The organism is Syntrophobacterales bacterium (genome assembly GCA_031274925.1).
In the GTDB taxonomy this organism is placed as follows: Bacteria; Desulfobacterota; Syntrophorhabdia; order Syntrophorhabdales; family Syntrophorhabdaceae; genus PNOM01.
Window position 1 is genome coordinate 39340 of the sequence record JAISPL010000040.1, and the last position, 20810, is coordinate 60149.

27 protein-coding genes are annotated in these 20810 nt (G+C 47.2%); 12 read left to right on the forward strand and 15 right to left on the reverse strand.

Annotated features, from left to right (window positions below; translation table 11 throughout):
* Window positions 1-46: 46 nt before the first annotated feature.
* Together LBQ00_07090 and LBQ00_07095 are read left to right on the forward strand one after the other, a co-directional pair.
* A complete protein-coding gene (locus LBQ00_07090; protein MDR2018618.1) occupies window positions 47-229 on the forward strand; it encodes a hypothetical protein in 183 nt (60 codons plus the stop codon).
* Window position 230: 1 nt separating this feature from the next.
* Window positions 231-665 carry a hypothetical protein gene (locus tag LBQ00_07095; protein ID MDR2018619.1) on the forward strand — a complete coding sequence of 145 codons (435 nt, stop codon included), beginning with the start codon at window positions 231-233 and terminating at the stop codon, window positions 663-665.
* Here the strand turns inward: LBQ00_07095 and LBQ00_07100 are convergent.
* On the reverse strand, window positions 662-2086 hold the full coding sequence (locus LBQ00_07100) for a glycosyltransferase family 39 protein (GenBank protein ID MDR2018620.1): 1425 nt from the start codon (window positions 2084-2086) through the stop codon (window positions 662-664). The two genes, LBQ00_07095 and LBQ00_07100, sit on opposite strands and share 4 nt — an antisense overlap.
* A 335-nt stretch (window positions 2087-2421) precedes the next feature.
* Here LBQ00_07100 and LBQ00_07105 point away from each other — a divergent pair, with 335 nt between their 5' ends.
* The 10 genes from LBQ00_07105 to tsaB all read left to right on the forward strand — a co-directional run bounded on the left by LBQ00_07105 (window position 2422) and on the right by tsaB (window position 10811).
* Complete coding sequence (locus LBQ00_07105) at window positions 2422-3114, forward strand: methyltransferase domain-containing protein (protein MDR2018621.1); 693 nt, start codon at window positions 2422-2424, stop codon at window positions 3112-3114.
* Window positions 3115-3703: 589 nt separating this feature from the next.
* Window positions 3704-4495, forward strand: coding sequence for a 30S ribosomal protein S2 (gene rpsB / locus LBQ00_07110; GenBank protein MDR2018622.1), 792 nt, complete (start codon window positions 3704-3706; stop codon window positions 4493-4495).
* Window positions 4496-4509: 14 nt separating this feature from the next.
* Entirely contained in the window at window positions 4510-5115 is a 606-nt protein-coding gene (gene tsf, locus LBQ00_07115; GenBank protein MDR2018623.1) for a translation elongation factor Ts, read from the forward strand.
* Window positions 5116-5119: 4 nt separating this feature from the next.
* The gene (gene pyrH / locus LBQ00_07120) at window positions 5120-5824 is read left to right on the forward strand and encodes a UMP kinase (GenBank protein ID MDR2018624.1); all 705 of its coding nucleotides are present in this window, start codon (window positions 5120-5122) and stop codon (window positions 5822-5824) included.
* Between the two features lies 1 nt (window position 5825).
* A complete protein-coding gene (frr, locus tag LBQ00_07125; GenBank protein ID MDR2018625.1) occupies window positions 5826-6383 on the forward strand; it encodes a ribosome recycling factor in 558 nt (185 codons plus the stop codon).
* Window positions 6384-6391: 8 nt separating this feature from the next.
* Window positions 6392-7111, forward strand: coding sequence for an isoprenyl transferase (locus LBQ00_07130; protein MDR2018626.1), 720 nt, complete (start codon window positions 6392-6394; stop codon window positions 7109-7111).
* Complete coding sequence (locus LBQ00_07135) at window positions 7112-7909, forward strand: phosphatidate cytidylyltransferase (GenBank protein ID MDR2018627.1); 798 nt, start codon at window positions 7112-7114, stop codon at window positions 7907-7909. It abuts the gene before it with no gap.
* Window positions 7906-9057 carry a 1-deoxy-D-xylulose-5-phosphate reductoisomerase gene (dxr, locus tag LBQ00_07140; GenBank protein MDR2018628.1) on the forward strand — a complete coding sequence of 384 codons (1152 nt, stop codon included), beginning with the start codon at window positions 7906-7908 and terminating at the stop codon, window positions 9055-9057. The genes LBQ00_07135 and dxr overlap by 4 nt, the downstream gene beginning before the upstream one ends.
* Entirely contained in the window at window positions 9050-10132 is a 1083-nt protein-coding gene (gene rseP, locus LBQ00_07145) for an RIP metalloprotease RseP (protein ID MDR2018629.1), read from the forward strand. The genes dxr and rseP overlap by 8 nt, the downstream gene beginning before the upstream one ends.
* Window positions 10122-10811, forward strand: coding sequence for a tRNA (adenosine(37)-N6)-threonylcarbamoyltransferase complex dimerization subunit type 1 TsaB (gene tsaB, locus LBQ00_07150; protein MDR2018630.1), 690 nt, complete (start codon window positions 10122-10124; stop codon window positions 10809-10811). The genes rseP and tsaB overlap by 11 nt, the downstream gene beginning before the upstream one ends.
* A 317-nt stretch (window positions 10812-11128) precedes the next feature.
* Here tsaB and larC read toward each other — a convergent pair whose 3' ends face one another.
* From larC to rplM, 14 genes are all read right to left on the reverse strand, one after another.
* On the reverse strand, window positions 11129-12280 hold the full coding sequence (gene larC / locus LBQ00_07155; GenBank protein ID MDR2018631.1) for a nickel pincer cofactor biosynthesis protein LarC: 1152 nt from the start codon (window positions 12278-12280) through the stop codon (window positions 11129-11131).
* A complete protein-coding gene (larB, locus tag LBQ00_07160) occupies window positions 12277-13017 on the reverse strand; it encodes a nickel pincer cofactor biosynthesis protein LarB (protein ID MDR2018632.1) in 741 nt (246 codons plus the stop codon). The genes larC and larB overlap by 4 nt, the downstream gene beginning before the upstream one ends.
* A 28-nt stretch (window positions 13018-13045) precedes the next feature.
* The gene (locus tag LBQ00_07165; protein MDR2018633.1) at window positions 13046-13411 is read right to left on the reverse strand and encodes a YraN family protein; all 366 of its coding nucleotides are present in this window, start codon (window positions 13409-13411) and stop codon (window positions 13046-13048) included.
* Window positions 13401-13991, reverse strand: coding sequence for a ribonuclease HII (locus tag LBQ00_07170; protein MDR2018634.1), 591 nt, complete (start codon window positions 13989-13991; stop codon window positions 13401-13403). The genes LBQ00_07165 and LBQ00_07170 overlap by 11 nt, the downstream gene beginning before the upstream one ends.
* A complete protein-coding gene (gene rplS, locus LBQ00_07175; protein MDR2018635.1) occupies window positions 13991-14338 on the reverse strand; it encodes a 50S ribosomal protein L19 in 348 nt (115 codons plus the stop codon). Before rplS ends, LBQ00_07170 begins: the two co-directional genes overlap by 1 nt.
* Window positions 14322-14897 carry an RNA methyltransferase gene (locus LBQ00_07180; GenBank protein ID MDR2018636.1) on the reverse strand — a complete coding sequence of 192 codons (576 nt, stop codon included), beginning with the start codon at window positions 14895-14897 and terminating at the stop codon, window positions 14322-14324. The genes rplS and LBQ00_07180 overlap by 17 nt, the downstream gene beginning before the upstream one ends.
* The gene (gene trmD / locus LBQ00_07185; protein ID MDR2018637.1) at window positions 14890-15624 is read right to left on the reverse strand and encodes a tRNA (guanosine(37)-N1)-methyltransferase TrmD; all 735 of its coding nucleotides are present in this window, start codon (window positions 15622-15624) and stop codon (window positions 14890-14892) included. Before trmD ends, LBQ00_07180 begins: the two co-directional genes overlap by 8 nt.
* A complete protein-coding gene (gene rimM, locus LBQ00_07190; protein ID MDR2018638.1) occupies window positions 15621-16121 on the reverse strand; it encodes a ribosome maturation factor RimM in 501 nt (166 codons plus the stop codon). The genes trmD and rimM overlap by 4 nt, the downstream gene beginning before the upstream one ends.
* On the reverse strand, window positions 16121-16354 hold the full coding sequence (locus LBQ00_07195; GenBank protein MDR2018639.1) for a KH domain-containing protein: 234 nt from the start codon (window positions 16352-16354) through the stop codon (window positions 16121-16123). Before LBQ00_07195 ends, rimM begins: the two co-directional genes overlap by 1 nt.
* Window positions 16355-16377: 23 nt before the next feature.
* On the reverse strand, window positions 16378-16632 hold the full coding sequence (rpsP, locus tag LBQ00_07200; protein ID MDR2018640.1) for a 30S ribosomal protein S16: 255 nt from the start codon (window positions 16630-16632) through the stop codon (window positions 16378-16380).
* An 11-nt stretch (window positions 16633-16643) separates the two neighbouring features.
* Window positions 16644-17975: a signal recognition particle protein gene (gene ffh, locus LBQ00_07205; GenBank protein MDR2018641.1), complete on the reverse strand. Its 1332-nt coding sequence runs from the start codon at window positions 17973-17975 to the stop codon at window positions 16644-16646.
* A 434-nt stretch (window positions 17976-18409) separates the two neighbouring features.
* Complete coding sequence (gene argC / locus LBQ00_07210; protein ID MDR2018642.1) at window positions 18410-19432, reverse strand: N-acetyl-gamma-glutamyl-phosphate reductase; 1023 nt, start codon at window positions 19430-19432, stop codon at window positions 18410-18412.
* Window positions 19433-19439: 7 nt separating this feature from the next.
* Window positions 19440-19832, reverse strand: coding sequence for a 30S ribosomal protein S9 (rpsI, locus tag LBQ00_07215; GenBank protein ID MDR2018643.1), 393 nt, complete (start codon window positions 19830-19832; stop codon window positions 19440-19442).
* Between the two features lie 13 nt (window positions 19833-19845).
* Window positions 19846-20274 carry a 50S ribosomal protein L13 gene (gene rplM, locus LBQ00_07220; protein ID MDR2018644.1) on the reverse strand — a complete coding sequence of 143 codons (429 nt, stop codon included), beginning with the start codon at window positions 20272-20274 and terminating at the stop codon, window positions 19846-19848.
* Between the last annotated feature and the right edge of the window lie 536 nt (window positions 20275-20810).

Consider the following 20810-nt stretch of genomic DNA (forward strand, 5'->3'; position numbering starts at 1 on the left):
AACTGAGTGTATATGTCATTCAAGAACCAAGTTTTGGAGGTGAACCATGAACGAAAACGAGAAGCTGATACTGAGTGCGGCAGTTGCCTGTGATGAGAAAAAAATGCTTTCCTGTGCAAAAGCGCATAGACTGGCGCAGGAACACGAAATCTCGTTGAAAGAGATCGGTGATACGTGCAATCGTTTAGGCATCAAGATAACCGAATGCGAACTTGGTTGCTTCAAGTAATATGAAGGTTATTGTAGTATCAGGTGCACGGTCCAATGTGGGGAAGACCCATCTTGCACATGCGCTGGAGAAACTTCTGCCTGGTGCGGTGCGGGTAAAAATTGGTCATCATGTGCGCAAAGCTGGAGGTGATCCCAATTTCTACGGTATGGGTACGAGTTTTTCAGCCATTGCAGCAGAGCATGGGAGCGCCCGCTTTGTGATAATTGAGAGTAACCGCATACTTGAGGAGATTACCCCGGAATGTGTGATTTACCTTTCCGCCGATAGCCCTAAACCCTCGGCTGAGATTGCAGCCAGAAAGGCGGACATTATCCGAGGGGAAGCCGTTCCGGACTCCACGATATCGGATCTCGCGAAGCGGATGGGATGCAATAAAGCAGTCATCAGGAAAATCGTGGAATTGTCGGGTGCGTCGACCATCGTTGGATATTAAGGGTTTGGACTCAAGCGGTAGATTTTCACAAATTCATTGTCATCGTCGAATTTTACAACCGGTTCCATTGTATTTAGACACTCCGCGATAAACGGGTTTTCTCTCGCTATTTTCTCGTCTACTGCCGCATAGGCGACCCCTTCCATCTGGGCTTGGGCGAAAAATTCGGGGCATGTATCCACCCCTTTTGCGAGCCAGGGAAGGTAGCTCCATTTCCCCCTTGAGTAGAAAGATATAAATGGAAGTCTTGATGCCACGATTGTGTGGGGATCATGGGATAGAAGATAGAGACCTGCCTTTTTATTGAATACGCGACCTTGATCGGGTAGATTGATCCCCTGAAATAGAGAGAAGCTGATGATAATGGCTACGATGGCATAGCAGGCCTTTGTGCCGGGACGGAATCTCTGTATTACCGACTTCAGCGAAAAGAGCCCTGCTACAAAAAACGGAATAAGCAGAGGAAACAGCTCGACATAGAACCTTTTTGAGAAGGCGGACATGGCGATCATTGGCATTACGTGAAAAAGAACCAGCAAACTTATAAGTATCCGGTAATCCTTTTTGGTCCGCTTGATCCCCCATACTGCCAGTAGAGCAAACTGTGGCAGTATGCCATTAAGTAAATCAATGAAAACACTATAACTGCGTATGGCGATGCGGGAAAACCCGGCGATGGGAAGGAGATATGCGTTGGGAGAGCCGCTGGTGATACTTTGTTGTTTGGCGAGAATCGCCTTCTTACTGAACACAATGAGACCCGTTTCCAATTTCATCCAGTAAATGTATGCACCCGTAAGGACGGCAAAGGAGAGGAGAAAGAGAAAGAAGTAAAGAAATCGTTTCCTTGCAAGGAGCAAGGCGGATAGGGGAATGCAATAGATCAGATACTCCGGTCTCGTCAGATAGGTGAGCGAAAGAAAGAATCCCGAGAGCACTATATGTTTTTGATTGCCTTTGCTCCACCCTGTGTAAAATGTAAAGACTGTCACAAGAACAAGCAATGTGGCAACCGATTCGGTGAGGACTGAAGCTGAAAACTTCACCAAATACGGATTTATGGCGACAAAAAAAGCACCGTAAAGTGCCTGAACTTCCCCTATCAGTTTTTTGCAAAAGAAAAAGGAGAGGTACACCGTGAAAAGGCCTGCTGTAAAGGAGACAACGACGGCCGCTGTCTCAAGATCGGGAATAACGAGATGGGTGAACCCGATGAGCATAGGGTAAACGGGCGGGAAAATCCCGTTCAAGCCTTCACGGAACGCCCCGCGGGAATAGGCTTCGCCTATATTGGCATAGAACGTTCCGTCCATATCGATGGCGGAAGTGGTGAGAACATTAAGGACTCGCAGCGCTGAGGCGAGACATAGGATGAAGAACAGGATCAGACGGGGGTTCTGGACTTGAAAGTCTGTCTCCAACCTCAGCCATGGATATATTGCTTTCCGAAGTGTATCGATCGCTATTCCCTCCTACCGTATATTATGGAATGCGGAGAGCCGATCTTTGTTGATGCTGACAGATTCCTCTTTATTCATATTCTTAAAGGCCTGAAACGCTGCCGTGGATAATGCTGTAGAACATGGTTCATATCATACCATTTTTGAAAGTCCTTGGGAAGCTTAGATTCTATGCGGAGTTCGTAGCGTGACTCTTTCACGGAATGAGAACGGACTATGGCTGCTATTGACAGGCAGGGTCGCCTTTGAGTATATTCTGACTTATTATCCGCACTGTTTATTAGTGAGGTGGTATTATGTATGATGCTTCGGGAGGGAAGAATTTGAGGGGGATAAAGATTTATGCGCTCGGTCTTGCAAAGAGAGCCCTGGAAAAGGGTCTCGGTAAGTTTGGCTATGGGATTACCAAGATTGACAGGTGTGCCCTTGCGGCACGGCATGCAGGTCTCAACAACCTCGCCGGTAACAACAAGAGGATACATTATGCGTGCGGATTCCAAATGTTCAAAGGATGGCTCAATGTCGATGCTGAGTTGCTCTTTAAGACCAAGCCCGGATTTCTTTGCGAGACAGTAAATCTAGTGGGTCCTCACCCTTTCCCCGATAACTGGTTTGACTACGGCTTCTGCGAAGACTTTTTAGAACATCTGAATCAGAGCGATTCCATGATTTTTCTCTCCGAAACGTATAGGACATTTAAGCCCGGAGGAGTCCTCAGGCTTTCCTTCCCAGGGCTTGAAGGGGTTCTGGAGAGGCACTATCAGGGACAGACGTACGAGGCGTATAGAAAAGGCAAAACTGAAGCCTACACGTCGTGGAACCATGTGCATTTCTATTCCAGGGAGGAATTGATCCTAGTATGCAGGCACATAGGCTTCATGGATATCAAGTTCGTGAGTTACGGCGAATCTGCCCATGAACCTTTAAGGGACCTTGATCATAGAGAAGAACAGAAAGACTTGAATATCTACGTTGAGTTGACGAAATAATTTTCCTCCGACTTAACAGCGACATTATTTAAGGAAGTCTTAATGCACCCCGCAAACCCATAAACTTCGAGAGACTTGTACTCTTACTCCATGCTGACATACCACTATTGAGACGGCAAGGATGCCGTAGCGCTCCGTGCGGCATGACGACAGTCTTGAGCGAATAGTGAAAACAAGAATAAATTGAGACTGCTGCAATTTTCTTTGGAAAGGAAGCCCGGCATCACTGCATACGAACTCTCGTTTCGTCTATTACGGCATGCTGTGTGCATTCCTGACGGGCGGTCCTCACCCACGAAGACGGTAAGTTTCGTGACGTTATGGATAAGACTTTCATTGGATGTAGCCTAAGGTATAGGCCATCATGGAGAGGCTTCCAAATGTTTTTCCATAACGAATACGCATCCTCAAGACCCAACGCTCCTTACGCGCCATTGCCGTTCCCATCCCTTTTCTATTGAAATATTTGAAATCATATGGTAATTATTCCTAGAAATCAAATTTACACGTCCTTCAATTGGCCATAGGGTGCAGGCAATCTGTCTATTGTCAAAAGGCGAAGGGCGGAAGAATAAAACTAGGAGGTCTCATGTCTAATCTTACCATCAAACAATTACTCGAGGCAGGCGTGCACTTTGGGCACCAGACTAAGCGCTGGAACCCCAAGATGAAACCGTACATCTTCGGCGCCAGGAACGGCATCTATATCATCGACTTGCAGAGGACGCTAAAAATGTTCAAGGAAGCGTACAACTTCGTAAAAGAGGTAGCCGCCAGGAATGAATATGTCCTTTTTGTGGGTACAAAGAAGCAGGCCCAGGAAGCCATATCCGAGGAAGCAAAGAGATGCGGGGCGTTCCATGTCAGAGTAAGATGGCTTGGAGGTACCCTTACAAACTTCCAGACAATCGAAAAAAGTCTTGACAGGCTGAGGAAATATGAGGAACTGAAAGAAAGCGATATTTACAAAGTGCTTCCCAAGAAGGAGGCTATCGGTATAGAGAAGGAGCGGCAGAAACTAGAAAAGAACATAGGCGGCATCAAAGGCATGGACCGGCTTCCCGGGGTAATTTACATCGTGGATCCCAAGAAAGAATACATTGCAGTAAATGAAGCGAAGAAACTGGGGATACCGACAGTCGGCATAGTCGACACCAATTGCGATCCCGATGATATTGACTACATCATCCCCGGAAACGACGATGCCATAAGGGCAATAAAACTGATTACCTCAAAGATTGCTGATGCGGTCCTTGAAGGAAAGGCACTATATATTGAGGAGTTCCAGGCGAAGGAGGAAGGAGGCGAGGAGCCGAAGCCCTTCGTAGACGAGAGCATACTTGAAGAAAAATATGACGATCACACGAACAGTGGCAATTAGTGAGGAGGACACAAATGGAAATCACTGCGGAACTTGTGAAGAAACTAAGAGAAAAGACAGGCGTAGGACTCATGGACTGCAAAGAGGCATTGAAAAATGCCCAAGGCGACATGGATAAGGCCATTGAGTATTTGAGGGAAAAAGGACTTGCTAAACTGCAGAAACGAATGGGAAGAGTCGCCTCTGAAGGTATAATTGCATCCTATATCCATACAGGCGGCAAGATAGGTGTTATGGTCGAAGTAAACTGCGAAACGGATTTTGTGGCAAATACCCCACAATTTCAGGAATTTGCGAAAGATCTGGCCATGCAGGTCGCCGCATCCAATCCCACGTACGTAAGAAGGGAAGATGTACCAGAAGAAGCAAAAGAGAAAGAGAAACATATTTACCGGGTCCAAGCCATTGAGTCAGGGAAACCGGAGAAGATTGTTGACAAGATCGCCGAAGGAAAAATGGAAAAGTATTTTCAGGAAGTATGCCTTATCGAGCAGGCCTTCATAAAGAATCCTGATGTTACGATCAAAGACCTTCTGGAAGAGCTCATTGTAAAGATGGGCGAGAAGATTATTGTCAACAGGTTCGTAAGATTTCAGCTTGGCGAGACGCTCGCCGCCTAATAGTATGAAGTATAAAAAAATTCTCCTAAAGCTGAGCGGAGAAGCCCTGATGGGTACTAAAGGACACGGGTTGGACCCTGATACCCTTTCAGCTGTCGCATCCGAGATTAGAGGAATAAAGGACCTTGGATGCGAGATTGCCGTGGTAGTGGGCGCAGGCAACATTATGAGGGGCGTCAAAGCGGAGACGCAGGGCATAGACCGGGTAACCGGGGATTATATGGGTATGATAGCCACGGTAATAAATGCCCTTGCTCTCCAAGCTGCCTTCGAAAATGCGGGTATGCCGTCTTTGGTCCAGAGCGCAATCAGAATGGAAGGGATTGCGGAGCCGTACGTGAGGCGAAAGGCGATCTCACATCTTGCATTAGGTCAGATCGTCATATTCGCGGGCGGCACAGGAAATCCTTACTTTACCACCGATACGGCGGCAGCTCTCCGGGCGGTGGAGATTAAGGCTGATGTGATGTGCAAGGCCACTAAAGTTGACGGTATTTTCGACAAGGACCCGGAGATCCACAAAGATGCCGTGTTCCTGCCTGAGGTCACCTATATGGAAGCCATTGACAAAAACCTCGGGGTGATGGATGTAACCGCGATTACCCTTTGCAGGAATCACAAACTCCCGATCATTGTGTTTAATATAAGAGGGGAAAACATGAAGAAAGCGGTTATGGGGGAGCCCGTCGGGACTATCGTGAGGAGGTAATATGAAAAGCCAGGTTATGGAGGAACTTGAGGACAAGTTGAGGAAATCGCTTATCACTCTCCAAAAAGATATGTCCAAACTGAGAACAGGGGTAGCCTCCGTTACTCTGCTTGAAGATATCAAGGTCAGTTATTATAACCAGCCGACGCCCCTTAACCAAGTGGCAACTATCGGGGTGCAAGACAGCAGGACGATCACCATACAACCGTGGGATAACTCGGCAATCAGCGAAATAGAGAAAGCGATCCAGAAATCGGACCTCGGGGTAACTCCCATGTCAGACGGCAAAACCATCCGGCTTTCTTTCCCCAAACTTACCGAGGAACGAAGAAAAGAGTTGACCAAACTTGGAAGCAAGATGCTGGAAAGCATGCGGGTGGCAATGAGGAACGTGAGGAGGGAGATTAACGAGAAGATAAAGAAGTTGGAAAAAGATAAACTGATCTCAAAAGATGATCTTCATAAAGACCAGGAAGACGTTCAGAAACTGACCGACAGATATATAGAGATGGCGGAGAAGGCGTATTCGGAAAAGGAAAAAGAGATTCTGGAGATCTGACGCAAGGCATGTTCAACTTAAAAACTGAGAGTCTTCCGGTCCATGTGGCAATTATCATGGATGGAAATGGGAGATGGGCGAAAGAACGAGGCTTGCCGAGAGTACATGGCCATGCGATAGGTATTGACTCGGTACGGGAAATAGTTACCGCAACAAGAGACCTCAACATTCCATACCTCACCCTTTATGCATTTTCTAGGGAAAATTGGTCAAGACCAAGAGAGGAGGTGCGCGCCCTGCTAAAATTCCTTGAATTTTATCTTGAAAAAGAATTTCCTCTGATGATGGACAAGGGCATACGGTTCAACGTCCTCGGCGAAATCGGGGATTTCCCCGGGCGTCTTCAGACTAAACTGGCCAATGTCAGAAATGCGACCGCAAAGAACAAGGACCTTCTCCTAAATATTGCTCTGAGTTACAGCGGGAGAAAGGAGATACTACGGGCCGTATCCGCGATTGTTGACGACGTGAAAGCGGGAAAAGTCAAAAGGATCGGAGAGAATACTTTTAAGAGATATCTTTATACGAGGGATATGCCTGACCCTGATCTTCTGATCAGGACTAGCGGTGAGATGAGGCTCAGTAATTTTCTTCTATGGCAGATGGCCTATACGGAGATATTCGTGACCGATGTACTCTGGCCTGATTTCAGAAAAGACCAATATTTCGAGGCTCTCGCTGAGTTCGCAAAAAGAGATAGAAGATTCGGGAGTGTAAAGGAAGACTGAGTGAGAGAGATTCGTAAAAGGGTACTGGCCGGACTGTGCCTTGCCCCCCCAATAGTCTTTATTTTTTGTTTCCTGCCCCCAAAGGGCTTCTTTATTTTTGTCGTTTTTGTTTCCGTGCTCGCGGTCCTGGAACTGGTCCGCATGGGACGCATCAGGCACAAATACCTCCTTGCCCTCCTGGCGCTTTTGTGTCTCGTCCCTCTCTACCTGGAATCTCTTCGCGTATTCGTGCTATGGCTCCTATTTTCGCCAGTTTTTTACCTTTTTGCTGTTTCTCTTAAACTGCACGGCGAAAACGACAAAGTCAACAGAGACATCATGGCGGCATTAAACACCCTGTTTCTCGCTGAGCTGTTCGTGGTGCTTCCCCTTTTCTATTTTTACCTCCTCAAAGAGACTGGCGATTTTTATCCCCTGATCCTTCTCTTTGCCGTATGGGCAAGCGATATAGGAGCGTTCATTTTTGGGAAAAACTTCGGGAAAAAGCGGCTTGTGCCGGCCATCAGCCCAAAGAAAACCTATGAAGGCTTGGCAGGTGCCATAACAGGAAGCATGGTCATAGTGGGCCTTTCAGGCAGATTCCTCGGGCTTGGTGTTTCGGAGGCTTTAGCTCTTGGAGCGATGATAGGCATCCTGGGTCAGACAGGTGACATTTTCGAGTCTATATGGAAACGGGTGGGCGAGGTGAAGGATTCTTCTTCCCTCATTCCGGGGCACGGAGGTATTCTCGACCGAATGGACAGCTTTATTTTTACTGCGCCCTTTCTTTACCATTATCTCGCGGGCCTAAAGGTATGAAGAAAAAAGTTCTTGTGCTTGGATCGACAGGCTCGATAGGACGGGCGACTCTTGATGTGATTGAACATCTGGCCGACAAATTCGAGGTAGTGGGCCTTGCCTGCAAAGAGAACTTGGATCTTTTAACAGAACAGGTCAAGAAATTTCGACCCTCCTATGTCTCCATATACGGTAGCTACGGAAATACGACGAAGCAGATCGGGACGGCGAGGGTGCTTCGCGGTATGGATGGGATCAAGGAGATGATCGGTATGGATGTCCACACTGTGGTAAATGCCATGCCTGGCAGTGTAGGACTGGAACCGACCATTGAAACCCTCAGGCAAAACAGGGTACTTGCCCTCGCAAACAAGGAGAGTCTCGTGATGGCGGGCCGTCTTGTCAGGCGTTTTCTGAAAGAGGGATCCGGGAAGTTGATTCCTGTCGACAGCGAACACTCCGCCCTATATCAGCTCCTTTGCCGTGTCCCGTCGGCAGAACTGAAGACCCTCGTGATCACCGCCTCAGGAGGGCCTTTCTGGAATCACAGAAAAGATGCCCTTAAAAAGGTCAGGTTGGAAGAGGCTCTTAAACACCCGACATGGAAAATGGGGAGCAAGATCACCCTAGACTCGGCGACCCTGATGAATAAAGGTCTTGAAGTGATTGAGGCCCGCTGGCTTTTCGACATTGAGGGGGATCGCATCAAGGTTCTTGTCCATCCGGAGAGTATAATTCACGGCATAGTCGAATTCGTCGATAACGGATTTATCTCCTATATGTCCTATCCTGACATGAGGATACCCATCTCTTACGCTCTGAACGAGGAAGAGAGGCATCCCCTCCCTTTCGGCAAACTGACCATGGAAGGATCGTTCGGTCTGACCTTCCACCCCCCTGATCCAGACAGATTTCCGTGCTTGCGCATTGCGTACGAAGCTCTGAATTATGGCGACAGTGCCATGATCGCTATGAACAGCGCTAATGAAATAGCAGCCCAGGCTTTTATGGATAGAAGGATCGGTTTTACCGACATCCCTTCCGTTATAGAGGATGCCGTTCAACACCACCCGACATCAGCAGTTATTGACACTCTTGACGCAATATGGGAAATTCATGAGTGGACGAAAGATTATACGGAAAAGAAGATAGAGGAGCTCTATGATTAATGTTATTTACGGCTTTATAGCGCTGAGTCTACTTATTTTGGTCCATGAATTGGGCCATTTTATTGTGGCTCGTCTTGCAAACGTGAAGATACTGACCTTCTCTCTCGGGTTCGGCAAGAAGCTTTTCACTTTTAAAAAAGGTGAAACTGAATATGCCCTTTCTCTTGTACCTATCGGTGGCTATGTGAAACTTTTAGGTGATTCGCTTGAGGAAGACATAGCAGATGAGGACATTCCTAGGTCTTACGTGCATAAGCCGCCTTGGGTAAAGATTCTGATAGCCGTTACTGGCCCCCTATTTAACATACTTTTCGCTTTTGTCATCTTCTACTTTGTGTTTATAAGCGGATTCTCAGTGCCTTCGACAAAAGTAGGCGGAGTTGAGGAATGGTCCCCAGCATATGAAGCAGGTATCCTGGTGGGGGATGTCATTGAGAGTATCGACGGAAAACTCGTGCAGGAGTTTGATGATCTCCTTGAGGTTATGTCTAAAGCATCGGCAGGTCCCCTCGGATTTACCATCAGGAGAGGAGACCATGTGTTCAATCTTACCATAACCCCGAAAGAAATTGAGGCCAAGAACCTTTTCGGGGAAACAATAACGAGGAAAATCATTGGCGTCAGATCTTCTACCGATTTGGTTAAGAAGCAAGAGACTCTGCTTGGGGCTGTACCCAAGGCATCGTACCAGACTTGGTATCTTTCCAAGGTCACCATTCTTGGCCTTGTAAAGCTTATTCAGGGGACCATTTCACCGAAAAACGTGGGAGGACCCATATTGATCCTGCAGGCAGCGGGCAAGCAGGCCAGGGAGGGAGCGGCCAACCTCATTTACTTCATCGGAATTATAAGTATAAACCTAGGCGTGGTGAACCTTATGCCCATACCTATTCTTGATGGTGGTCACATAATGATGCATGCAGCGGAGATGGTAACCAGGAGGAGGCTCTCGACCAAAGCCATAGACATTGCCCAGAAAATCGGTTTAGGTATCATCATTGTTATCATGGTCTTTGCTTTCTATAACGATCTCGACAGAATTTTCAATTTTTCGAGGCTCCTAGGTGGAAAGTAGGCTCATCCTCGGAATTGATAACTCCATTGATTTTTTGAATATCGCCCTTTCGCTCGAAAACAGCCTGGTTGAGGAGAGATGCGTAAAGAGCACTCTTCCACCTTCTCAGATCATTTCAGGGCATGTTGGGCAGATCCTTAAGGGACACGGATATGCAGTGGATGACCTATCCCTTTTGACAGTGACCCTTGGACCAGGTTCTTTTACGGGCATGAGGGTAGCCATCGCTTTTGCAAAAGGCCTGAGCGCCGGCCGCGCTATTCCTCTTATTGGCGTGTCGACCCTGGACGTCTTGGCTGCTTCTTTCTCCTTCATGGAAGGCCACTATGCCTTCCCTCTTATCGACGCCAAGAAGGGTGAGGTTTTTGGCGCCCTTTACAGGGTTTCCGGGGGAGACATGAAACGGCTCAGCGACTATGGCGCGATAAAACCGAAGGATGTGGCAGGCATAATCAGAACACCATGCATATGCTTCGGGACAGGCATCCGCATTTGTGAAGAATTCATATCCAAAATTGAAGGGGTCACGATCATCAGAGATACATTTGCGGCGGTCTCGGCTTGGAGACTGATACTGGAAGCAATAAAACGAGCCGACACGAGGCCCGCGATGGATTTACAGCCGATTTACGGCAGGAGGTCCGAAGCAGAGATCAATTTTAGTGTTACCGTCACATGAATGTACAGCTTCCTGGATTACATAACAGCCCGCCGCTGGCCCTTTTGTTCTTTCAAGGTAGGAGATGGGCCGTTGTCTTGGGGTGGCGTCAGTGCAGGCAGAATAGAGTGAGGTTAGGCGTTCCCGTTCCTAATCGTGCGCATTTCGCGACCAATGCCCTGGAACTGGCCGGAACAACGCGAAAGTGAGGGGTGAAAATGTCTTGGAGAATTCTGCGGAGACTGCGGCGCAATGTAGTGGAAGACATTTGTGAGAGTAGTGTCGGGATTGAGTCCGGCGGATAGGTATTCTTCATGGGGTTGATCCTGGCGGCAATCCTAAATTTCTTTCTTCAGATTCTCAAGGGCCACCCTGTAGGGTATGCCCTTTTCTTCAGCGATTTTTTTTACGTCTTCGAATTCGATGTGGGATTTAAGGAACTCTCCTTCCTCATTATAACCGTGTTTAACTCGTACGGGGCCGTACTTGGTTTCTACCGTCTTTTGATCTCTCCTGAGTACCCTCCTTCCTTCCTTCCTCAGTCTCATGCCGAAGGTGGAGGTCTCAAGAAAGACAGCGCTCACGAGGCGCTGAAGTCGCTCGTCGGGAACAGAGAGGGAAAGTCTCACGCCCACGCGCCCTTTCTTCATATACACGGGAAAATAGAGCACATCAATGGCTCCCTCTGCCTTCAATCTCTCGGCTACGGTGCCTAAATATTCCATCTCCATGTCATCAAGATCTGTCTCGATCACCCAGACTTCCTCGTCACTTGAGGGCGATGTGGTTTCGCCAACAAATATCCTCAGGGCGTCTGGTTTTTCCGTTTTGTAGGAGCCGAGACCATACCCTACTCTTTGTACGGTCATGGACGGCGCCATTCCGTGGTCCTTCACATAGTGTCTCACGATTGCGGCCCCCGTGGGCGTGGTGAGCTCAACGGGAATATCAAGAAACACCGTCTTGTGTCCGCTCAGTATTTCCACTGTTGCCGGTGCGGGATTAGGCACAATGCCGTGTGCCGTCTTTATGGTGCCCCTACCATGAGGGATCGGTCCCGAAAATACCTTGTCTATGCCCAGGTGGCTGATTCCTTTGGCCATTGAAAGCACGTCTATGAGAGTGTCGATGTGTGAGAGCTCATGAAAGTGGGTCTCCTCCTTCGTAACACCGTGAACTTTTGATTCCGCGTCAACAAGGATGTCAAGCATGGCCTTCGCATCATTCTTTATATAGTCTTCTGTGGAAAGACCATCAATAAGTTTTATCATATCCCCGGGAGAGAGATGGATGTCCGAGTCATCAATGGCCATATGGGTGCCTTCTATCACACCCTGCCTGGCCTTCACCGGGACGATGGCTGGTATGGGGAGCGGCAGCTTGTTCAGAAGCGTCTCAATCTCGCCGAATGGTACGCCTGCGTCCACCATGGCTGCCATGGCCATATCGCCGCTTATTCCGAGGATCGGGTCCAAATAAAGGATCTTCATAATCTGTTTATGAGGGTCGCAAAATAGGCCGCGCCGAAACCGTTGTCGATGTTGAATACTGAAACGGTGGAGCACGAATTCAGCATGGAGAGCATGGCCGTAAGTCCGCCGAAACTTGCCCCGTAGCCTATGCTTGTGGGCACGCCGATGACAGGAACGCCCACCATGCCTGCCACTACGGATGGTAGGGCGCCTTCCATGCCTGCCACTACGATGATTACCCGGGCACATTTCAGAACATCAAAATTATTGAACAACCTGTGGATGCCGGCAACACCCACGTCATAGAGCCTCTCAGTCTTATTGCCGAAAAAAGAGGCGGTGACATAGGCTTCTTCCGCGACTTTGGAATCGCTGGTGCCGGCGGAGACCACGAGTATCGTACCATTTCCTTTTATAGTGTCATCCTGCTTTATATAGAAACAGCGTGCATTCTCATTGTAGACTCCCTCAGGAAACTTCTCAAGGATCTTTCTGCCCACCTTTCCATCCACCCTGGTGACAAGAACATCCGTGTCATTTCTTCTCATGGAGTCGACTATATCGAGAATTTGTTTCGTAAACTTCCCTTCCCCGAATACTACCTCCTGGAGCCCTTTCCTGACGGTCCTGTGATAATCAATCTTCGTATGCTTCAGATCTTCAAATGGCATCCCCTTTAAGACGTCATATGCCTCTGCGACAAGAATTTTCCCCTCCCGCACTTTTGTAAGCAGTTCCAAGATCTTTTTATCCATAATAGTCAAGAGCTATTTTTGTTTTGTATCAGTTATTGTTCCACTCTTCCACTATAAACGCGTGCTTAACCACTTTCGCTTGTCCACTGTCTATGCCCACTACATCAAAACGAATCTTCTTATCCAGACATTTGTGGTCCTTAAGGTAGTACGTGGCGGACCGGACCATATGCTGTCTCTTTTTCTTGTCGATGGCAAAAAGAGATTCGCCGAAGGTCGAAGAGTTTCTATTTTTTACCTCCACAAAAACCAGGCAGTCTCCGTCTTCCGCGATAATATCAATCTCGCCCAAGAAGCTCCTGTAATTTCGTTCTATTATTTTATAGCCCCTGTGCTTCAACAGGGCAATGGCTGTGTCTTCTCCCTCTCGGCCTGTTTCTTTCTTATTTGGCACAATATTCCTTTACACCTCGGAATGTCTTCCTGTGTATGGGCAGGACGCCGTAATCTCCGATAGCTTTTTTGTGTTCCTTAGTGGGATACCCTTTGTGCTGCTTGAAATTGTATCGGGGATAGATATGGTGGTAGACCTCCATTATGGAGTCACGCACTACTTTGGCGATGATGGAAGCGCTCGCAATAAAGAAACACTTCCGGTCGCCTTTTACAATCGGTTTTCCATTGGGGAAATTTTTTATGCCCACATTGCCGTCGATAAGGAGGAGGTCTGGGGACCGGACGCATGCGTTTTGTACTGCCCGCTCCATAGAAAGAAGACTTGCCCTCAGGATATTTATCTTGTCGATTTCTTTGTGGGTTGCAATTCCTACACCTATGGCGTAGGCATGTTCCGCGATCCACGGAAACAATTCCAACCTCTGCTTCTCGCTCAGGAGTTTCGAATCTTTGACATTTCTTCTGCTTTCAGGCATCCCTTTCCATACTACACAGGACGAAACCACAGGACCAGCAAGAGGCGCCCGCCCCGCTTCATCTACTGCTCCTATCAGGCCTGTAAGCAGACAGCAACCCATTACACCCGTTTTTCTTTAAGTTTTGCCGCCTTGCCTCGCAGATTCCTCAGGTAATAAAGTTTAGACCTTCTTATTTTACTTTTGCTCAAAACATCTATCTTGTCGATAAGGGGTGAGTTTACGGGAAATGTCTTTTCTATGCCCACGCCGTATGAGACTTTCCTGACCGTGAAAGTTGCTCTCGTATTTCCGCCTCTTTTCCTGATGACCACCCCTTCAAACATCTGGATTCTCTCTTTATCCCCTTCAAATATCTTCGTGTAGACTTTCACATTATCGCCCACGCCGATCTCAGGCAAGTCAAGCCTCATATGTTCTTTTTCTATCAAATCAATTATCTCGTTCATCCCATCCTCCTCTTTCGCCAAATATTCTATCGAGAATTATGCCAATTGCCACTCTCAGGGAAAGGTGGTTATAATTGCCTTTTCCCTTGATCGGCATAAGCATTTTATCGCACCTGTCTACCACCTCTTCCGAAAGCCCCCATCCTGTCCCAAAAAGGATAAGAACGGGCCGATCTCCAGTCTCCATGCGGAGGAACAACTCGTCCGGGCTTATTGTCTTTCCTTGCCTCTCTCTTGAAGAGGTACCCACTATTAGTGGATCGCTCTTGATGTCGTGGACCATTGAATTAAAATCGCTGACGACTCTGACTTTTTTCAGGGCTTCACTTCTCCCGGGATTATACGTGGCCCCGTATCCATTAAGCCAGTGGTCCACCAGCTTGCCGACAATTTCCCTCTGTTTTGCGAGAGGAGTAACAATATAGCATAAACCAATATCAAATGTCATACAAGTTCGCGCAATGTCATGTATTTCAAGATTAGTCACACTTGTGGCCACAATCGCGCCGTTCTTATCATACACGGGATAGTGAATTACCGCTATGCTAACGTTATTCATGGATGTCCTCCATGGTTTTCCGGATGAAGCCTTCGTCCTCTTCCGTTGGAATGAATCTCTCCATCAGGTCGGGGCGCTTCAGTATCGTCTTCTTTATAGCTTCCTGTCTCCGCCATTTTCTTATCTCTTCATGATTGCCTGAAAGAAGCACTGGTGGAACGGCCATATCCTCCCATTCTTCCGGCCTCGTATACTGGGGGTACTCAAGCAGATGCTCGTGGAAGCTCTCGCTGACGGCGGATTGTTCATTGCCCAATACTCCCGGGATGCACCGAGAAATGGCGTCTATCAGCACCAGGGCTGCCACTTCGCCCCCCGACAAAATATAGTCTCCTATCGAAATTTCTTCGTCCACGAAAGTGAGCACCCTTTCGTCCACGCCTTCGTAGCGGCCACAGATCAGACTCACATGTGACAACATGGAAAACCGTTCCGCCATAGACTGGTCGAATATTCTGCCCTGGGGCGTAAGCAGTATGGTTTTTGATCTCCCTAAGTTTTTTTCCACATAATCTACGGCACGATGAATAGGCCCTACCTTCATGACCATGCCAGGACCTCCACCATACGAACTGTCATCACATGTCTTGTGAATGTCCTCGGCAAAATCTCGTATATTCACTATGTTGAACTGCAGAATTCCTTTGTCCGCAGCTTTCTTAATGATGCTCTCTTGGAGCGGCGATGCAAATAGACCGGGGAACAGCGTAAAAATGGTGAAGATCATGAGACAGTAGCGCTCCCGTCGACTATGATCGACGAACCTTCAAGATCTATTTTCAAGACAACTTCTTCAATGAGGGGTATGAACAGTTCTTCATCGCCGACCGACACGGTCAGCAGGTCATTTGCTTTCGTATGAACTATAGACTTCACTTTCCCGATCCTGTCGCCCTTCCGGTCTGTTACGTCGAGACCGACTAATTGATAATCATAGTATTCGTGCGATTCTAAACGAGGAAGGTCCATCTCTCTTACGAACAACTCCTTGTTCACGAGAGGGAAGACTTCCTCAGGGCTTTCCAATCCTTTAAATTTGATGTAGAACAGACCCTTTTGGAACCTTTTTCCTGTTACCTCAAGTTCCTCGTAAAGGTCATCTTTCCTGTGAAACAGAGAGCTATATCTCAGAAAATTTTCCTTTACCTCGTTGTAATATCTGAATCTTATCTCACCCTTTATGCCGTAGGTTCCAAGCGCCCTACCGACAGAAATGTATTCCATTACTCAATTATTTCCAGTACCGCCCTTTTCTTCACTTTTGTTGAAGCTGTACTTAAGATGGTTCGCATTGCCCTCGCAGTCCTGCCCTGTTTACCAATCACCTTCCCAAGATCGTCTTTGGAAACATTTAATTCTATCACGGATGTTTTCTCGCCTTCAATTTCGGAGACTTTAACTTGATCGGGATTGTCCACCAATGCCTTTGCGATGTATTCGATTAACTCTTTCAACACGATCCCACCTCCATGATGATTTATTATGCTGGCTCTTTGAACATTCCTTCCCTCTGAAATAGATTCTCAACGGTCTTTGTGGGCCTTGCTCCTTTTGTGTACCAAGCCTTGATCTTTTCTTTATCGAGTGTTATCTGTATTGGATCCTTGAGAGGGTCGTATGTGCCCACGTTTTCGATGAATCTCCCGTCTCTCGGGGACCTGCTGTCAGCTACTATAATTCTGTAAAATGGTTTCTTCTTTGAACCGTATCTTGCTAACCTGAATTTGACTGCCAAACTGTCACCTCCTATTTTAATAATAACTGCTTTTGAAGACCTTTCAAACCACCTTTTGTAAATTTTTTCATCATCTTTTTGGTTTCCATGAATTTTTTCATGAGATCGTTCACGTCCTGAACTTTAGTCCCGCTGCCTTTAGAGATCCTTATTCTTCGGCTTCCGTCGATGATATTGGGATTAAGACGCTCCTTCCGGGTCATGGAATTGATTATGGCCTCAATCTTTTTCATGTCTTTCTCGGCCGCTCCGAAGTCTATCGCCCCTTTCATTTTGTTGAGGCCCGGGATCATGTTGAGGATTGACTCCATTGATCCGAGTTTCTTCATCTGCTTCAACTGATTTTTGAAATCCTCAAGGGTGAATTCATCTTTCCTGATCTTCCTCTCAAGTTCCTTGGCGTTTTTTTCATCAAAAACATCCTGCGCTTTCTCTACAAGGGAGACCACGTCTCCCATGCCGAGTATTCTGGATGCCATCCTTTCCGGATAAAAAGCTTCCAAAGCGTCGAGTTTTTCACCCATCCCGACAAACTTTATCGGCTTGCCTGTCACCGCTTTTATAGAAATGGCGGCGCCACCTCTCGTGTCTCCATCAAGCTTGGTGAGAATAATACCGTCTACCCCCACCTTCTCGTTGAAAGTTCCAGCAATGCTAACTGCGTCCTGACCGGTCATTGAATCAAGGACGAGAATGGTTTCTCGAGGGTTCAGGAATTTCTTTTGTTCCACTATTTCTCGGACCATTCCGTCATCAATGTGGAGCCGACCGGCGGTATCAACGATCATGGTGTCAAACCCGTTCTTCATAGCATATGCCTTGGACTCCCTGCAGATGGCGAGAGGGTCTTTGACATCCTTAAGATAAAATGCAGCTACGTTGATCTGGTTGCCCAGTTTGATCAACTGGTCGATAGCTGCAGGTCTGTACACATCCGTTGCAACCAGAAGGGGTTTTCTCCCTTTTTTCCTGAGCATGAGGGCAAGTTTTCCTGCTGTGGTCGTCTTTCCTGAACCTTGAAGGCCGAGAAGGAGAATGGCTACGGGAGGAGACCCTGCCACATCAAGGGGTTTGTTGGTACTGCCCAGAAGTTCGCACAATTCGTCAAAGACAATCTTTACGAATTGCTGCCCGGGGGTTATGCTTGAGAGTACTTCTTCGCCGAGCACCTTCTCTTTGACTTTGTCGAGAAAATTCTTGGCGACTTTATAATTGACATCCGCCTCAAGGAGAGCAATCCTCACCTCCCTCAGGGAATCCTTTATGTTTGCCTCTGAAAGTTTCCCGTAGCCTCTGAGTTTTTTAAATGTACTTTCTAATCTTTCCTGTAATTTCTCAAACATAGCCTAATAACATAATAGAAAATAGGGTAATAGTCAACTGAAACGGCGCAGGCGCACTTCAGACAAACCGTACCAGTCATATTTCTGTTTAAACAAGCCTTCCAATAGGAAACTAAGGACATCATTGGAACGAAGCATCTGGGATCCCACGCCTTCCTGTAAGGTGCTGCTTAAAGCACCTGTTTTTGGTTGTCTTTAGCTCCCGATATATTAGAATAAGGAGAATGAGGCTATTTTACAAAGGCTGCTGGGTGGCGTCAATTAGATTTTATGGCGTGTAGGTCTCTATTGTATCCGGCAATGGCACGCGTGTAACCAGCAGTCAGACCTTGCTTTGTCTATGTTTATAATATTTTTCAATATCGGGTGCCTTTCCTTTGGCTCCATCAAGCCCGTTATAGACCCGCAACCGGACAAGTTCCCAGTGGCGTGGATCAAGGATATTGAGGTACTCCTGAGAGCCCAGCCTTTTCATCTATGCCGAGGGCAATATTCATATTTTGGATGGCCTGGCCTGATGCCCCCTTCACGAGATTGTCGATGGCGGAAATCATCACGATCCTCCCGTCATGAAATGCCTTAAGGCTCATATCGCAGTAATTGGAGTACCGGATAAAACGGGTATCGGGATATGTTCCTTCGGTAAGCACCCTGACGAAAGGCTCTTCGCGGTACGTTTCCTCGTAGAGCTCTTTTATTGTCTTTGTTGCAGCGGGATTTCTGAGTCTTCCGTAAATTGTTGTCAGGATCCCTCTGTTCATGGGAAGAAGATGAGGAACGAAAGCGACTTTCAGATGGGAATACTTATGTACCTCTTTCTGAATCTCCGGCTCATGGCGGTGGACTCCAACACCGTAAGGTTTGAATCCTTCTGACACTTCGCAGAAGAGGCTTCCCAGTTTTGCTTCCCGCCCAGCTCCGCTTACCCCTGACTTTGAATCAATGAATACGTCGCCGTGAAGCAGATGTTCCCTTAAAAGGGGGTAAAGGGCAAGAATTGCGGAGGTGGGATAGCACCCCGGATTTCCGATTAGTTGGGTCTTTTTGATTTTTTCCCGATAGAGTTCTGGGAGACCATATACGAGGTGGGGCACTAGCTCCTGTGCCGTGTGAGGGACATACGCACCTTCATAGATTTCCACATCCTCGAATCTGAAATCAGCGCTCAAATCAATGATCACCGCACGACCGTCGAAGATGGATTTTGCCATCTCCATCGATTTTCCATGAGGGAGACAAAGGAAATAGACATCGCATTTCCCTTTATGCAACTCATCTGTCGGCTCAAGACGCTCTTCAAAAATGCCCTTCAGGAGCGGGAAGACCTCGGAGATCTTCCTGCCCCTGTAAGTATTCGATGTGACAAGTGAAATTTTTACATGAGGATGAGAAACAAGCGCCGATATAAGCACGAGTCCCGTATAACCCGTTGCTCCTATTATACCTACGTTCCACATGAGAGGATTATCTCTTGGAGAACTGGAAGCTTGCCCTTGCGCCTTTCTTACCGTATTTCTTTCTTTCCTTCGATCTAGGATCCCTCGTGATGAGCCCCTGTTTCTTAAGAGTCACTCTTAAATTGGCGTTGAATCCCATAAGGGCTTTTGCGATGCCATGACCTAATGCCCATGCCTGAGCAGGTACACCTCCGCCATAAATGTTGGCTACCACGTCAAATTTCGCTAGGTGGCCAGTGAGGAGGAAAGGCTTGTTGACCATAAGCCGTAATTCTTCGAGGGGAAAGTACTGTTCAATCGTCCTGCCGTTAATGACGAAATTACCTGAGCCTTGTTTTATCCAGACCCTAGCCACGGCAGTCTTTCTTTTTCCCGTTGCGTAGTATTTTTTATCAGGCACCTTATATCTCCTTTTACTCTAATACTTTCGGTTGCTGAGCCTTGTGCGGATGTTCATTTCCTCTATATACTTTCAGTTTGCTGAGAAGTTTCCGCCCCAGGATGTTCTTTGGAAGCATCCCTCTCACGGCAAGCATGATCACGTCTTCCGGTTTCTTGGCAAGCATGGTCCGTGCGTTCTGGACCCTCAATCCTCCGGGATATCCGCTGTATTTCTCATAGGTCTTCTGATCAAGTTTGTGACCCGTAAGTTTTACCTTCTCTGCATTGACAACTACAATAAAATCTCCCATATCGGAGTGGGGAGTATAGGTGGGTTTGTTTTTCCCTCTTAGTATAGAGGCCACCTTGGCGGCGAGCCGTCCCAGTGTTGCGCCGTCCGCGTTCACTACATACCAGTCCTTTTTTGCGATATCTTCTTCTGTTGGAAAATATGTCTTCATTAGTTCACCCTTAAAAAATTTGTCTAAAATAATACATTTTTAGAGGATAAGTCAAGCATTTTATTGCTTTATGGCAAGCAGTAGGTGACGAGAAGGTTGTTTTGGCAAGTCTATATTTGTTTATGGCCAGTTGCACGGGACCGGAGACTCTATGCATACCACAATGAGAGGGTTGGAAGGCAGTAGGCGTATGGAGAGCCGAGATGGTGAAATTAAGAGATAAAAATGGTACGAAATAATCCGCATATGGACTCTCTTGATCTCACAAATATATATATGCGATGCTTTCAAAGCGATGGCCTGGAGAGACTGAGGGCCATATCCCAGTATTTGGAAAGGATGCTAAAGAGTTTGTAAAAAAGCTCTTCAAGATGAAAGATTTCATCAATGGTTAATAAGGGCGATGACTGGGCTTATAGCGGTATCTGTCCGGAGTTTTGAAAAGTATATGAAAAAGCACCTCAACACACTTTTTGTTACGACCCAGGGCGCTTATCTCTCGAAGGAGGGTGAAACCATTGCGGTGCGGATTGAAG